Below are 14,540 nucleotides of genomic sequence, written 5' to 3'. Positions count from 1 at the left end.
TAATATCTGGCTATTTTTTACTTGCCGCGAATTTTTCGTGAAAGTCGGCGAAGCTTTTCTTTCAATAAAATCAGGTTATAAACGAAGCCATGACCCTGAATATCGATATTGTATTTATTCCGGAGCGTGAGGATATCGTTCGCCTGGCATATTTTCATAATGCCTTTGCATGAAAGATCGATAACTTTAAGTTCACCAGATGGCGTTCTAATAAAATTTCCAGGGTGAATGTCATTCGATGCAAGACCTGCATTGTGAAGTTTAATAATACAGTTTTTCACCTCTTCGGCATTACTTTCGTTGATTTCGGCAAGGGGGTTGCCATCAATGTATTCATGCACGGTTGACACTTCAACACATTGACGAAAGTGACATTTTTCGGCAACGTAGTACAGATCTGCAGTACAGGCGCGTTGCTCTGGAGTTAAGCGTGCCAGTCGTTTAATCATATGTGAATAAAAGGGCCCGGAAATAAAGTTTAGCGCTTTTTTTTCAAAGCGATTGTCTATTTCACGATCGTTCTTGACAATAAACTTTTTATTTTCATATTCGACAAGATGGACGCTGCGAAAACCATTTTCAGCATTCAGTTGTTTCCCTTTTATTTCATTATTTGATATTTTTTTCATCAACAAAGGGAAATTAATTTTTTCTTTCTTGAAATAAACATTAAAGTCATTTAATTCAACCTTACTAATGTTCATTAAATTCGCCTTCGTATATTAATCTGTTGTGGATAGTTATGCTCTGTATTATACAAAATTGTATCGACGGTGGTTAGTTAATACATGCTTTTATGTAAAAGACACATAAACAACAGTGTTATGCTCTATCTAATTGAAAGTAATTGATTAATTGCTTTACGTTATGAAAATTTCATGACTTAAAGCATCAATGTAGCAAGAGTGCTTTGGTCATCATTACATTTGCACTGTTCATTTTGTGATAGAGATCAAGTTAGTATAACAAAATCCTTTGTCATACACAGGTAACAACTAAGTTGGCTATTCGTGCTGTTTTTTGTTTCTCGGACGTGTAAGTAAATAGGTTATCAATCTAGCTAATATAAATTTATAGGAATGCTGGCCTATTTCTCTGGAAATTGTACCTCTTGTTAAGCCTTAATAATATCTTAATAATTGGGTGATAGAGTAACGACAATCCCATAGATTAGATGATTACCCTACGATGCAAAGTAAATATAAATTAAGCGTTATTATCCCGTTATATAATGCCGGTAGTTACTTTCGTGACTGTATGGAGTCGTTAATTGCGCAGACCTGGAAAGATCTTGAAATTATTATTGTAAATGATGGTTCTACGGACTGCTCAGTCGATATTGCGCAATACTATGCAGAAAAATATCCCCATGTTCGGCTGCTGCATCAGGCCAACCAGGGTGTCTCTGTCGCGCGAAACCTTGGCCTGGATGTCGCTGTGGGGGATTACATCGCATTCGTTGATGCCGATGATGAAGTCTATCCGGAGATGTATGAGACATTGATGGGAATGGCCTTGCAGGACAACCTTGACGTTGTACAAAGCAACGCAGACTGGAGTTCGCGGGAAACATCCCGAGTCTGGGTATCCATTCCAACAGATCGTCTGCGTTCTACCGGTATTCTCTCCGGCCCAGACTGGTTGCGTATGGGGCTTGCTTCGCGCCGCTGGACGCATGTTCTCTGGATGGGGGTATATAGAAATGACCTTATTAAAGAACACAATATAAGATTTATCCCTGGGTTACATCATCAGGATGTCATGTGGAGTACGGTGTTTATGTTTAATGCCACTCGTGCGAAATATACGGAAAAACCATTATATAAATACTACCAACACGATGGCTCAATTAGCCACATGAAGCGGCAGGGTGAAGCGAATTTAAACTATCAACGGCACTATATAAAGATCACTCGCCTGCTGGACGAACTTAATCATAGCTACGCTAACCGCATCACTATCTATCCTGAGTTTAAGCAACAAGTGATTTATGAGGGACTGCGAGTATGTCATTGTATTCGTAAAGAACCCGATCCACAGATCCGCCAGCGCATGATTGCTGAAGTATTTGTATCGGGTATGTTCAAGCGTATGGTGAGTAATATCTGCAGCGTAAAGCTGGGTTATCAGGTGCTGTTGTGGGCTATCCGTTTTAGCCAGTGGCGCGATAAATCATTGACGCCGCGCCGCCTGGCCCATTTAACGCTGGATAGTAAAGACTGATTATTGCCAGCCCTGCCACTGCAAGCGCATATACTGCACCAGCGTGCTTTGGGTGATGCTTTCGCCGAGTACGCTGAAGAAGCGGCTGGCGTACACCGGCTCTAACGGCTGCTTCGGTTTGCATAATTTCACCCCACGGAAAGGATTACGCGGCTCATCAGGCGTACCGTTCTTCGGTGGCGTGAGGTTTGGTCTGGAGGTATCCACCTGCGGTTCATTGAGCAGGCTGCTTGGGCGAACCAGCGTGATGTCGGCTGGCAGGCTATACAGCATCTGCTGCAGAACGCGAACCGTAGACGGGTGAGGGTGGCCAATGGCGATTGCGGAACCGTTGCGGCGCGCAAGCTCGACGGCACGATTAAACTGACGGCGAATATCGGCTTCGTTTTGCGTGTCATCCAGGAAGACTTTGCGTTTGATGACCTTCACACCGGTACCTGACGCTGCGCGCATTGCCTGACTGTTACCGATGGTCATGCTGTCCAGGAAGTAGAGGTCGTAGCGTTCCAGCGCCTGCATCACCTTCTGCATGCCGAAAAGACTGGAGGTCATCGCGCTGCCCATATGGTTGTTCAGACCGACCGCATTCGGTACTTTGCTTACCGCGTCGCGAATGATCCTCTCAATCTCTTCGCTGCTCATTTCAGGGCGTAACGTGTCTTTCTCTAACGGCTGCTTGCTCAGCGGTGCCATTGGCAGATGGATTAAGACTTCATGCCCGCTGTTATGCGCTTTGATTGCCATTTCACGCGCATGTGGGGCGTTAGGCAGAACGGCAACGGAGATGGTAGAAGGCATCGCCAGTACCTGGTTTTCAGTGTGTGGGCGATAGCCGAAATCATCAATGACGATGGCGAGTTTGCCAGCAAATACAGGTGTTGCGAAGGCCAGCAGACTGGCGAGAGAGAGTAGTAGACGACGAAATTGTTGTGGCAAAACTTATCTTCCCAACCACGGCTGTGGATTGACCGCCTGACCCTGGCGACGAATTTCGAAATAGAGTGCCGGCCTGCCCTGACCGCCGCTGCTACCCACTAGTGCTATAGGCTGCCCGGCGCGAACCTGCGTACCGACGCTGACCAGTGCGCTCTGGTTATAACCGTACAGGCTCATATCGCCTTTACCGTGTTCAACGACGACCACCAGGCCATAGCCCTGCAGCCAGTCCGCCAGAATGACGCGACCATCGGCAATGGCTTTAACTTCGGTGCCTTCGGATGCGCCAATAACCATCCCCTTCCAACGTAGCTCACCCTGCAGCTGTTCGCCATAACGATGTAGAGTTGGACCACGAACGGGCCAAAATGCCTGACCGCGTGGCGAACCCAAACCGCCGGTACGCGACATCAGTGATTTTTCACTTTCGGTCGGTTTATAGGTTGAGCCTTTTCGTGACGCATCCTGTTGCTTATCGCGTACTGCCTGCGCCTCGCGTGCTTCACGTTCCGCACGCGCTTTGGCTGCGGCTTCGGCGCGGGCAATGCTGTTGCGCAGACGGGATTCGTTGGCGCGCATTTCGCCCAGTTGCTGTTGACCCTGTTGAATCGATGATTCCAGACTCGAAAGCGTTTTCTGGCGTTCGTTACGTGCCTGTTCCAGCTTAGCCTGCTGAGCGCGCTGTTCGTACAGTAGCGTCTGCTGTTCGCTCTGCTTATCTTCCAGCTCGGCTTTTTGCGAGTCGACCTCTTCGCGGGTTTGTTTCAATTGCGCGATAGTTTCCTGTCGCGCCTGGTTCAGATAGCCGAAATAGGCCTGCAGGCGTTGCCCGCGCTGGCTTTCTTCACCGCTAAGAATGAGCTGAATGCCGGTGTGTTCGCCCTGGCGAAAAGCTGCGTCGAGTTGGGCTGCCAGGCTGCGTTCTTGTGCGGCCCGCTGTTTTTCCAGCTTCGCGAGTGCTGCGTTCATCTCTGCGATTTGTGCATTCAGCTGCGCCAGTGAGTTTTGCGTTTCGCGCAACTGCCTTGCGGCAACGGCGATGGCTTGTTCCTGAGCTTTAAGCTGAGCGAGGAGGGTGGCGCGTTGTTGTTGTTGTTGACGTACCGCGCGTTCTTTTGCCGCGATATCGGCCTGAATAGATTTGAGCTGGTCGCGTTCGTCCGCGTGGGCGGAAAAGGCGCACAGCAATACGCCAGCGCTAAGCGCGCTGGCGTAGAACAAGGGCCTGACTGAAAACTTACGCGGTTTCACGGCCCGAGTGATGGTATTAATCGCCTTTCCCCTCATGGGGAGGGATTATTCCACGATGAACAGCGGCTTACCAGTCATCTCTTGCGGGATTTCCATACCCATCAGCGTCAGCATCGTCGGGGCGATATCAGAAAGTTTGCCGCCTTCGACTGCTTTAACGTTCTTGCCACCGACATAAATCAGCGGAACGGGCAGGTTGGTGTGCGCAGTATGCGCCTGACCGGTGGACGGATCGCGCATTTGCTCTGCGTTACCGTGGTCTGCGGTGATCAGCAACTGACCCCCAACGGATTCAACCGCTTTCGCGACCTGTTCAACGCAGTGATCCAGCGCTTCAACCGCTTTAACCGCTGCTTCCATCACCCCGGTATGACCAACCATGTCGCCGTTCGGGTAGTTACAAATGATGGTGTCGTATTTTCCGCTCTCAATCGCCGCAACCAGTTTTTCGGTCATCTCAGCAGAGCTCATCTCCGGCTGCAGATCGTAGGTCGCAACTTTCGGCGAGTTGATCAGGATGCGATCTTCGCCTTTGAACGGCTCTTCTACGCCGCCGTTGAAGAAGAAGGTCACGTGCGCATATTTTTCGGTTTCGGAAATACGCAGCTGCGTTTTGTCGTGCTTCGCCATCCACTCGCCAAGGGTGTTAGCCAGAGATGCTGGTGGGTAAGCAACCGCAGTTTTGATGTCGGCCGCGTATTCGGTCAGCATCACAAAGTTGAGGTTAACGACTTTCTTACGGGCGAAGCCGTCGAAGTCAGCGTTAACAAACGCACGAGTGATCTCACGCGCACGGTCAGCACGGAAGTTCATGAAAATCAGCGTATCGCCGTCTTCCATGGCGGCTTCAGCCTGGCCTTCAGCACGGATCACGGTCGCTTTCACGAATTCATCGTTTTCGTCGCGGGCATAAGCAGCCTGCAGGCCTTCAACCGCCGTAGCGAACTGGAACTCGCCTTTGGCCAACGTCATCAGGTCATAAGCCTGTTCAACGCGATCCCAACGGTTGTCGCGGTCCATCGCGTAGTAACGACCGATGATGGACGCTACGCGGCCTTTGCCCAGCGCGGCAAATTTCTCTTCGAATTTATGCAGTGAATGTTCAGCGCTGCGTGGCGGAGTATCACGGCCATCAAGGAAAGCGTGCAGATAGATTTTCTCAGCCCCGCGTTCAGCAGCCATTTCTACCATCGCCATGATGTGATCTTCGTGGCTGTGAACACCGCCCGCAGAGAGCAGACCCATGATGTGTACCGCTTTGCCGCTATTTTTTGCCTGGTCGACCGCATTGGTCAGCACCGGGTTAGCGAAGAAAGTACGCTCTTTAATTTCTACATCCAGACGGGTCAGGTCCTGATACACGATGCGGCCCGCGCCCAGGTTGACGTGACCGACTTCGGAGTTGCCCATCTGGCGATCGGGCAGGCCAACTTCCAGGCCAGACGCATCAATCAGGGTATGCGGACGTTTTGCCCACAGGGCATCCATTACCGGGGTTTTGGCATTAAAGATGGCGTTATCCTGGCTGTCTTCGCGATAGCCATAGCCATCCAGAATCACCAGTACCATAGGTTTTTTAGAAACCGACATTGCGACAACCTCACACTTAATAGATAAAAAATAATTGCGTAATTTTACTACAGCTGAATCGATAAAGTAGCCCCGGAAGATCAAATAATCGACCAGAGCGCGCCGCAGAGGGCGTGGTTTTAGGTTTTTTTTTCCGTAGCGCCCCGCAAAAATGCAATCCAATGCACGCTCTGGCTGTATTTGCGCCAACGCGCAGGTATACTCCTTTCCTGGTTTTTTTAATCACTGAGTCGGGAGTTGTTACCCCCCATGCAAGAAATTATGCAATTTGTTAGTCGCCACCCTGTATTGAGTATCGCCTGGATTGCGTTACTGGCGGCTGTATTATTTACCACGTTTAAGAGCCTGACTTCCAAAGTGAAGGTGATTACGCGCGGAGAAGCCACACGTCTCATCAATAAAGAAGACGCCGTTGTCGTGGATTTACGTCAGCGCGACGACTTCCGCAAAGGTCATATCGCTGGCTCCACTAACCTGCTGCCGAGCGAAATCAAAGCCAACAACTTTGGCGAACTGGAAAAACACAAAAACAAACCTGTTATTGTGGTTGATGGCTCAGGCATGCAGTGCCAGGATTCAGCAACTGCGCTGATCAAAGCCGGTTTTGAGCAGGTGTCTGTACTGAAAGATGGCGTAGCGGGCTGGAGTGGTGAGAATCTGCCACTGGTTCGCGGCAAGTAATTTACCCGTCTTCTTTCATGCCGCAGGGTAAAAGGAACACTGGAGATAAGTCATGGCCAATATTGAGATCTATACCAAAGCAACCTGCCCGTTTTGCCATCGCGCAAAGGCGCTGTTAAACAGCAAGGGTGTGAGTTTCCAGGAGCTTCCGATTGACGGTGATGCCGTGAAGCGTGAAGAGATGATCAAGCGCAGTGGCCGTACTACGGTTCCGCAGATTTTTATTGATGCACAGCACATTGGTGGTTGTGACGACTTGTATGCGTTGGATGCGCGTGGTGGACTGGATCCGCTGCTGCGTTAAGGCGTACCGAAGTATTTAAAGGACAACACTAAAGGGTTTTCTCAACATGTCAGAACAAAATAACACTGAAATGGCTTTCCAGATCCAACGTATTTATACCAAGGATGTGTCTTTCGAAGCGCCAAATGCACCGCATGTTTTCCAGAAAGATTGGCAGCCAGAGGTTAAACTGGATCTTGATACCGCATCTACCCAACTGGCAGATGACGTGTATGAAGTAGTGCTGCGTGTCACCGTAACGGCTTCCCTGGGTGAAGAAACTGCGTTCCTGTGCGAAGTTCAGCAGGGCGGTATTTTCTCCATCAGTGGTATCGAAGGGACTCAAATGGCGCATTGCCTGGGCGCATACTGCCCGAACATTCTATTCCCGTATGCCCGCGAATGCATCACCAGCCTGGTTTCACGTGGTACGTTCCCGCAACTGAACCTTGCGCCGGTCAACTTTGATGCGCTGTTCATGAACTATTTACAGCAGCAGGCTGGCGAAGGTACTGAAGAACATCAGGATGCCTGATGAACCAAAGTAATGCTTCAATGACTGTGATTGGTGCCGGCTCGTACGGCACCGCTCTTGCCATCACCCTGGCAAGAAATGGCCATCAGGTTGTCCTGTGGGGCCATGATCCTAAACATATCGCGACTCTCGAGCACGATCGCTGCAACGTCGCGTTCCTTCCTGATGTGCCTTTTCCCGACACGCTGCGCCTGGAAAGTGATTTAGCCACAGCGCTGGCCGCCAGTCGTAATATTCTGGTGGTGGTGCCGAGCCACGTCTTTGGCGAAGTGCTGCGTAACATCAAACCATTGATGCGTTCTGACGCACGACTGGTCTGGGCGACAAAAGGTCTGGAAGCGGAAACAGGGCGTCTGCTGCAGGATGTCGCGCGTGAAGCGTTGGGGGACTCAATTCCACTGGCGGTTATTTCCGGCCCGACGTTTGCCAAAGAGCTGGCTGCGGGCATGCCGACGGCGATTTCTCTGGCCTCGACGGACGACACCTTTGCTGACGATCTCCAGCAGTTGCTGCACTGCGGCAAAAGCTTCCGCGTATACAGCAACCCGGATTTCATTGGCGTACAGCTTGGCGGTGCGGTGAAAAACGTCATTGCCATTGGCGCAGGGATGTCTGACGGCATCGGTTTCGGCGCGAATGCACGAACCGCATTGATCACCCGTGGGCTGACCGAAATGTCTCGTCTTGGTGCGGCGCTGGGGGCCGATCCTGCCACCTTTATGGGGATGGCGGGTTTAGGCGATCTGGTGCTGACCTGTACCGACAACCAGTCGCGCAACCGTCGTTTTGGCATGATGCTCGGCCAGGGGATGGACGTGCAGGGTGCGCAGGACAAAATTGGCCAAGTGGTTGAAGGCTATCGCAATACGAAAGAAGTTCGTGAATTGGCGCACCGTTTTGGTGTTGAGATGCCAATAACCGAGGAAATTTATCAAGTATTGTATTGCGGAAAAAACGCGCGCGAGGCAGCATTGACGTTATTAGGCCGTGCACGCAAGGACGAGCTGAGTCGCCACTAGCTGTAAGGAACTGTTGAATATAACGACCCGATCCGCGAAGAACGGATCGGTCGTTTTGCTACCTTCTGGAGTACGCAATGCCGTGTGAAGAACTGGATATCGTCTGGAAAAACATTAAAGCGGAAGCCCGGGCACTGGCGGAATGTGAGCCAATGCTGGCCAGTTTTTACCACGCAACGCTGCTCAAGCATGAAAATCTCGGCAGTGCGCTAAGCTATATGCTGGCGAATAAACTCGCTTCTCCAATCATGCCCGCCATTGCGATTCGCGAAGTCGTAGAAGAGGCCTACGCGGCCGATCCTGAAATGATTGCCTCAGCGGCCTGCGATATTCAGGCAGTACGCACGCGTGACCCGGCTGTCGATAAATATTCCACTCCACTGCTGTATCTGAAGGGCTTTCATGCGCTTCAGGCCTACCGTATCGGTCACTGGCTGTGGCATCAGGGGCGTCAGGCGCTGGCGATATTCTTGCAAAATCAGGTGTCCGTTACCTTCCAGGTAGACATTCATCCGGCGGCAAAAATTGGTCGTGGGATTATGCTCGATCACGCCACCGGCATTGTGGTCGGTGAAACCGCGGTGATTGAAAATGACGTCTCTATTCTGCAATCCGTCACGCTGGGCGGGACCGGTAAAGCCGGCGGTGACCGCCACCCGAAAATTCGTGAAGGCGTGATGATCGGCGCGGGAGCAAAAATTCTCGGCAACATTGAAGTCGGGCGCGGCGCGAAGATTGGCGCAGGTTCGGTCGTGCTACAGCCCGTACCGCCGCATACCACCGCCGCAGGCGTACCGGCGCGCATCGTCGGCAAGCCTGACAGCGATAAACCGTCTATGGATATGGATCAGCATTTCAACGGGATACATCATACGTTCGAATACGGCGATGGAATCTGATTTCGAGCTATCTTACTTGTCATCTTGAACCCGGGCTGTGCTCGCCATCCTCACGTACTACGTGTACGCGCAGGTCGGCAAGCGCAGTCCGTGTCCAACCTGACTGCTCCGATAACGCTCGAAAAATAATGGTAAATTCTTTCGTAGGTCGGATAAGGCGTCAGCCGCCATCCGACAAAAATCAACTACGCAATACCGCGCCGGGATAACCTAACTGGCGCCAGGCCTCATACACCACCACCGACACCGCATTCGACAGGTTCATGCTGCGACTGTCCGGCATCATCGGAATACGAATTTTTTGTTCAGCTGGCAGTGCGTCTAGGATGCTGGCTGGCAGACCGCGAGTTTCCGGGCCAAACATCAGATAATCCCCATCCTGATAGCTTACCGCGCTATGCGCTGGCGTACCTTTGGTGGTCAGGGCAAACAGACGTTGCGGATTTTCTGCGGCGACGAAGGCGGCGTAATCAGGGTGGCGCAGCACGGCGGTAAATTCATGGTAATCCAGCCCGGCGCGGCGCAGGCGCTTGTCGTCCCAGGTAAAGCCCATTGGCTCAATAATATGCAGACGAAAGCCGGTGTTGGCGCAAAGACGGATAATATTGCCGGTATTTGGCGGGATTTCTGGTTCGAATAATACGATGTTTAGCATGCTGCCCCCTTAAGTACGGGGCAGCATAGCAAATTAACGTTTACGCCGCATTTCCACGTTTGGGCTGCATCGGGTAGTCAGCCACCTGTTTGCCCAGTTCTTGTACCAGTGAATCACGGCTGATTTCGCTAATCGATTTTGCACCGGTCAGAGTCATTGCCACCTTCATCTCTTTCTCGATCAGATTCAGCAGATTCGTCACCCCGGCCTGACCGTGGGTGGCCAGCGCGTACAGATAAGCACGTCCCAGCAGAACGCTATCTGCGCCCAGCGCAATCATGCGTACGACGTCCAGGCCGTTGCGGATCCCACTGTCTGCCAGAATGGTGATATCGCCTTTTACCGCATCGGCAATGGCGGGTAGCGCGCGAGCTGAAGACAGCACGCCGTCTAACTGGCGACCACCGTGGTTAGAGACAACAATACCATCCGCGCCAAAGCGTACGGCGTCTCGGGCATCTTCGGGATCGAGGATCCCTTTGATCACCATCGGACCATCCCAAAATTCGCGGATCCACTCGAGGTCTTTCCAGGAAATCGACGGGTCGAAGTTATTCGCCAGCCAGCCGATGTAATCCTCAAGACCGGTAGGTTTACCAAGATAAGTCGAGATATTACCTAAATCATGTGGGCGACCGTTCAGGCCAACGTCCCATGCCCACTGTGGATGGGTGACTGCCTGCCAGTAGCGGCGTAGTGCGGCATTTGGGCCGCTCATTCCGGAATGTGCGTCACGGTAGCGTGCGCCCGGTGTTGGCATATCGACGGTAAAGACCAGCGTGGAGCAACCCGCCGCTTTGGCACGCTCCAGCGCGTTGCGCATAAAGCCGCGATCGCGCAGAACATATAGCTGAAACCACATCGGACGTTTGATGGTTGGAGCGACCTCTTCAATCGGACATACGGATACCGTGGAAAGCGTAAACGGAATGCCTTTGGCATCAGCGGCGGCGGCGGCCTGAACTTCGCCCCGGCGCGCGTACATGCCACACAGACCGACAGGTGCAAGGGCCACTGGCATGGAGAGCGTTTCGTTGAACAGCTTTGTCTCCAGGCTCAGGTCGGACATATTCTTCAGCACGCGCTGGCGCAGCGCCACCTCCGACAGGTCTGCCACGTTACGGCGCAGAGTGTGCTCTGCATACGCCCCACCGTCTATATAGTGGAACAAGAAGGGGGGTAGGATGCGCTGGGCTGCGGCGCGATAGTCGCTGGCTGCTGAAATAATCATGCGTTGTTCTCCCTGCTATTCTCACCAGGGTCACCGGGCAGGCGGGTGATACGCGCCTGGCGGGCCTGATCTTCATCAAATCGTTTAATCGTAGTGTGGACAAAACTGAGGTGCGCCATCATTGCTTTACGCGCTCCGTCGGCATCTCCGGCAACAATCGCATCCAGGACGGCCTGATGCTGCGCCGTCAGTTGCGAAAATACGGGCGGCACAAGGTACATACGCTGGCGGCTCTGTTTCACCGAAGACTGCAATACGTCGAAGAAACCGCGCATGGTCTGTAACAGCACCACGTTGTGCGAGGCTTCCGCAATGGCGAGATGAAAGCGAACGTCTGCCTGCGAGGCGAGATCTGGATCTTCGCTTTGTGTGGCCTCGAAACAGAGTCTGATCTTCTCTTTGTCGGCAGCAGTGGCACGCATAGCTGCATGCCAGGCGGTGCTGGCTTCGATGGCGTGGCGGGCTTCCAGAATATCGAAACTGTAATCAGGATCGTCCGCCAGCAGGGTTTTCAGCGGCTGAACGATGTTTTGTTCAGACCATGCTTCATGCTGCCAGCGGATAAACGTCCCGCCGCCACGACGGCTAATCAACACACCTTCACTCACCAGCTTGGCTAACGCCTCGCGCAGCGAGTTGCGCGATACGCCGAGCTGTACGGCCAGTTGGCGCTCAGCGGGCAACTTCATGCCCGCCTCCAGCTGTTGTTCTTCAATCAGCGCCCGCACACGAGATGCGACTTCGTCTGACAGGCGTCTGGGCATCACTATCATGGAATCATCCAGGTTAAGACATAGGCCTGCAGCGTGGTAATCACACCCACCATGCAGGTGAAAATCAGGCTGTGCTTCACGGTAAAGCGGAACAGATCAGACTCTTTCCCCACTAATCCCACTGCCGCACAGGCGATAGCGATAGATTGTGGAGAGATCATCTTGCCGGTCACGCCGCCGGTGGTATTTGCGGCCACCATCAGCACATCCGAAACGCCGATTTGCTGAGCGGCCGTGGCCTGCAGGGCGGCGAACAATGCGTTTGATGAGGTGTCGGACCCGGTCAGGAATACCCCCAGCCAGCCGAGGAATGGCGAGAAGAAGGTAAACGCGCTGCCGGTGTGCGCCAGGGCCAGTGCCAGGGTGGATGAAAGCCCGGAGTAGTTAGAGATAAACGCGAACGCCAGCACCATCCCGATGGAGTAGATAGGCAGCGCCAGATCTTTCAACGTGCTGCCAAAGGTCTGCAGCGCAGCAGATGGCTTCATCTTCAGCCAGACGATAGACAGCAGGGCGGCAAACAGTATTGCGGTACCGGTCGCGGAGAACCAGTCAAATTTGTACACCGCCGCGTAGGCCGTGGCTTCGTGTACGACCGGCGGCATACGGGCAACCAGCTTGTCGAGGAACGGAACCGGAATATTGACCACCCAGTGGTACATCGCGCCGCCGGGCGCAAACAGTGCTTTAAACGGCGGTATGCTCCACAGCGTGACGGTAGCGGTCAGGAACAGGAACGGTGACCAGGCGCGTACCACCTGCCCAGCGGTGTAGCGGGTGCGCGGCAGGTCCATATCGACCTGCGAAGCGCCCATATCGCCAAAACGGAAGATGCGTACCGGCTGCCAACGTTTCAGGAACAGCGTCAGACACACCAGTGAGACCAGAGAAGAGATAATGTCCGGCAGTTCCGGCCCGATAAAGTTAGAGCTGAGGTACTGTGCGATAGCAAACGAGCCGCCAGCGACCATCACCGCAGGCCAGGTTTCTTTGACGCCGCGCCAGCCATCCATAATCGCCATAATCCAGAACAGCACGATAATGGTCAGGAACGGCAGCTGACGACCTACCATCTGGCCAATCTCGAAGCTGTCCAGTCCGGTAACCTGACCGGCGACCAGAATCGGAATGCCCATTGCGCCAAAAGCGACCGGCGCGGTATTTACGATCAGGCACAAACCTGCTGCATACAGCGGGTTAAAGCCAAGACCAACCAGCAGTGCGGCGGTAATCGCTACCGGAGCGCCAAAGCCTGCCGCTCCTTCGAGGAATGCCCCAAAGGAGAAACCAACAATCAGCATTTGCAGACGCTGGTCTGGGGTAATCGAGAGTATTGATGAGCGGATGATGTCGAACTGCCCGGTCTTCACCGAGATTTTATAGACGAATACCGCGGCGATAATGATCCAGGCAATTGGCCACAGACCGTAGAAGAAACCGTACACTACGGATGCCAGTGCGTGATCGACCGGCATTTTGTAGAACAGCAGGGCGACCGACAAAGCGATCACCACCGTCCATGACGCCGCAACATAGCCTTTCAGCTTGAGCTTAATCAGGGCGAAGAAAAAGAACAGGATAGGGAGCGATGCGATCAGGCTGGAAAGCCAGATATTACCGGCCGGGTCGTAGTTCTGTTGCCAGAGATTCATTGCAGGTCTCCTGGGGGCCGCTGACATAATGGAATGAGTCTTTGCTCAAATCTTCGTCACATTATGTGTAAAAGTGGCCCTGCCAATATTGTTGTGTAGGGGTAATGACAATGAATGGTTAATCAAATGTTATTTATTGGCAACGGTATTGTACGCACATTTTAATGAAATGTGAGGTGCTGGTAGGATCTGGCTAAAATTGGTAGGGCCAATTGCGAGGGGAAATGAAGGACCGGGCAAGCGGATGTTGCCCGGTGGGAGATTAGAACTCGCTCTTCGCGAAGCCCGTCATCTCTTTCAGGCCCATTTCACGGCCAAGCTCGGTCATCGGGTGGACGACGATCAGGCCGCGCACGCTTTTCTTCAGTTTGCCCATGTCAGCCTGCTCTTTTTTGGTGATGGCCCGACGGAACGGAAGTTTTGTCAGCTTTTGCGCTTCTTTGCTCAGCTTCTGGCTGTGAACTTCACGCAGGCGTGCGATCTCGGCTTCCAGAGTTTCTTTCTCTTTTTCCAGCTCGGCGTATTTGTCGGCGGCTTCAACCAGGGACAGGTCTGCCTGCTGGTGGCGAATAGCGTCCAGACGATCGCTCAGGCGTTTAATTTCGTTTTTTTCGACTTCTTTCATAGGATAGCTTCTGATAAAAATAGGATGAATATCCTATAGTATGCGCGCAGAGCGGGATTATTCACAACTGCTCGAAGATAAATAATCAAATACCGTAAGTATTAATTAGCTAATGATAATGTTACTGCATTGATTAACAAGGAGTTTTAAGCGATAAGATCGGCCGTGGTGCTTTTTATTGGCGTGT

At 52.4% G+C, this 14,540-nt stretch carries 15 protein-coding genes; 6 read left to right on the top strand and 9 right to left on the bottom strand.

Annotated features, from left to right (window positions below; genetic code table 11):
• Window positions 1-17 precede the first annotated feature (17 nt).
• Window positions 18-704, bottom strand: coding sequence for a lipopolysaccharide core heptose(II) kinase RfaY (locus OGX94_RS05015; protein ID WP_063941154.1), 687 nt, complete (start codon window positions 702-704; stop codon window positions 18-20).
• Window positions 705-1,188: 484 nt separating this feature from the next.
• Between OGX94_RS05015 and OGX94_RS05010 the strand changes: the two genes are divergently transcribed.
• Window positions 1,189-2,223 (top strand): glycosyltransferase, encoded by a 1,035-nt coding sequence (locus tag OGX94_RS05010; protein ID WP_003827319.1) that lies wholly within the window; start codon window positions 1,189-1,191, stop codon window positions 2,221-2,223.
• Here OGX94_RS05010 and OGX94_RS05005 read toward each other — a convergent pair whose 3' ends face one another.
• From OGX94_RS05005 to gpmM, 3 genes are read right to left on the bottom strand one after another with little or no spacing between them, the layout of a single operon-like run.
• Complete coding sequence (locus OGX94_RS05005) at window positions 2,224-3,159, bottom strand: divergent polysaccharide deacetylase family protein (RefSeq protein WP_003827321.1); 936 nt, start codon at window positions 3,157-3,159, stop codon at window positions 2,224-2,226.
• A gap of 3 nt (window positions 3,160-3,162) precedes the next feature.
• A complete protein-coding gene (gene envC, locus OGX94_RS05000; protein ID WP_231504629.1) occupies window positions 3,163-4,422 on the bottom strand; it encodes a murein hydrolase activator EnvC in 1,260 nt (419 codons plus the stop codon).
• A 33-nt stretch (window positions 4,423-4,455) separates the two neighbouring features.
• A complete protein-coding gene (gpmM, locus tag OGX94_RS04995; protein WP_286568820.1) occupies window positions 4,456-6,000 on the bottom strand; it encodes a 2,3-bisphosphoglycerate-independent phosphoglycerate mutase in 1,545 nt (514 codons plus the stop codon).
• A gap of 249 nt (window positions 6,001-6,249) precedes the next feature.
• On the opposite strand from gpmM, the gene OGX94_RS04990 reads away from it, so the two are divergent.
• The 5 genes from OGX94_RS04990 to cysE all read left to right on the top strand — a co-directional run bounded on the left by OGX94_RS04990 (window position 6,250) and on the right by cysE (window position 9,417).
• Entirely contained in the window at window positions 6,250-6,681 is a 432-nt protein-coding gene (locus OGX94_RS04990; protein WP_003024148.1) for a rhodanese-like domain-containing protein, read from the top strand.
• Between the two features lie 52 nt (window positions 6,682-6,733).
• A complete protein-coding gene (gene grxC / locus OGX94_RS04985; protein WP_003024152.1) occupies window positions 6,734-6,985 on the top strand; it encodes a glutaredoxin 3 in 252 nt (83 codons plus the stop codon).
• Window positions 6,986-7,031: 46 nt separating this feature from the next.
• Window positions 7,032-7,499: a protein-export chaperone SecB gene (gene secB, locus OGX94_RS04980; RefSeq protein WP_003024155.1), complete on the top strand. Its 468-nt coding sequence runs from the start codon at window positions 7,032-7,034 to the stop codon at window positions 7,497-7,499.
• Entirely contained in the window at window positions 7,499-8,518 is a 1,020-nt protein-coding gene (gene gpsA, locus OGX94_RS04975; RefSeq protein ID WP_003827328.1) for an NAD(P)H-dependent glycerol-3-phosphate dehydrogenase, read from the top strand. The genes secB and gpsA overlap by 1 nt, the downstream gene beginning before the upstream one ends.
• Before the next feature lie 77 nt (window positions 8,519-8,595).
• On the top strand, window positions 8,596-9,417 hold the full coding sequence (gene cysE / locus OGX94_RS04970) for a serine O-acetyltransferase (RefSeq protein WP_003024160.1): 822 nt from the start codon (window positions 8,596-8,598) through the stop codon (window positions 9,415-9,417).
• Window positions 9,418-9,598: 181 nt separating this feature from the next.
• Here the strand turns inward: cysE and trmL are convergent, their stop codons facing one another.
• The 5 genes from trmL to OGX94_RS04945 all read right to left on the bottom strand — a co-directional run bounded on the left by trmL (window position 9,599) and on the right by OGX94_RS04945 (window position 14,353).
• On the bottom strand, window positions 9,599-10,072 hold the full coding sequence (gene trmL, locus OGX94_RS04965; RefSeq protein WP_003827329.1) for a tRNA (uridine(34)/cytosine(34)/5-carboxymethylaminomethyluridine(34)-2'-O)-methyltransferase TrmL: 474 nt from the start codon (window positions 10,070-10,072) through the stop codon (window positions 9,599-9,601).
• Between the two features lie 40 nt (window positions 10,073-10,112).
• Window positions 10,113-11,303 (bottom strand): FMN-dependent L-lactate dehydrogenase LldD, encoded by a 1,191-nt coding sequence (lldD, locus tag OGX94_RS04960; RefSeq protein ID WP_149335516.1) that lies wholly within the window; start codon window positions 11,301-11,303, stop codon window positions 10,113-10,115.
• Window positions 11,300-12,076 carry a transcriptional regulator LldR gene (gene lldR, locus OGX94_RS04955; protein WP_003827331.1) on the bottom strand — a complete coding sequence of 259 codons (777 nt, stop codon included), beginning with the start codon at window positions 12,074-12,076 and terminating at the stop codon, window positions 11,300-11,302. The genes lldD and lldR overlap by 4 nt, the downstream gene beginning before the upstream one ends.
• Entirely contained in the window at window positions 12,073-13,728 is a 1,656-nt protein-coding gene (lldP, locus tag OGX94_RS04950) for an L-lactate permease (RefSeq protein ID WP_257662182.1), read from the bottom strand. The genes lldR and lldP overlap by 4 nt, the downstream gene beginning before the upstream one ends.
• Window positions 13,729-13,990: 262 nt before the next feature.
• Complete coding sequence (locus OGX94_RS04945) at window positions 13,991-14,353, bottom strand: YibL family ribosome-associated protein (RefSeq protein ID WP_003827333.1); 363 nt, start codon at window positions 14,351-14,353, stop codon at window positions 13,991-13,993.
• Window positions 14,354-14,540: the final 187 nt, after the last annotated feature.

Origin of the sequence: Citrobacter sp. Cpo037 (assembly GCF_030332945.1) — a bacterium.
GTDB lineage: Bacteria > Pseudomonadota > Gammaproteobacteria > Enterobacterales > Enterobacteriaceae > Citrobacter > Citrobacter portucalensis.
Note: the sequence above shows the minus strand (reverse complement) of the source record. Positions and strands in the feature narration are given on the sequence as shown.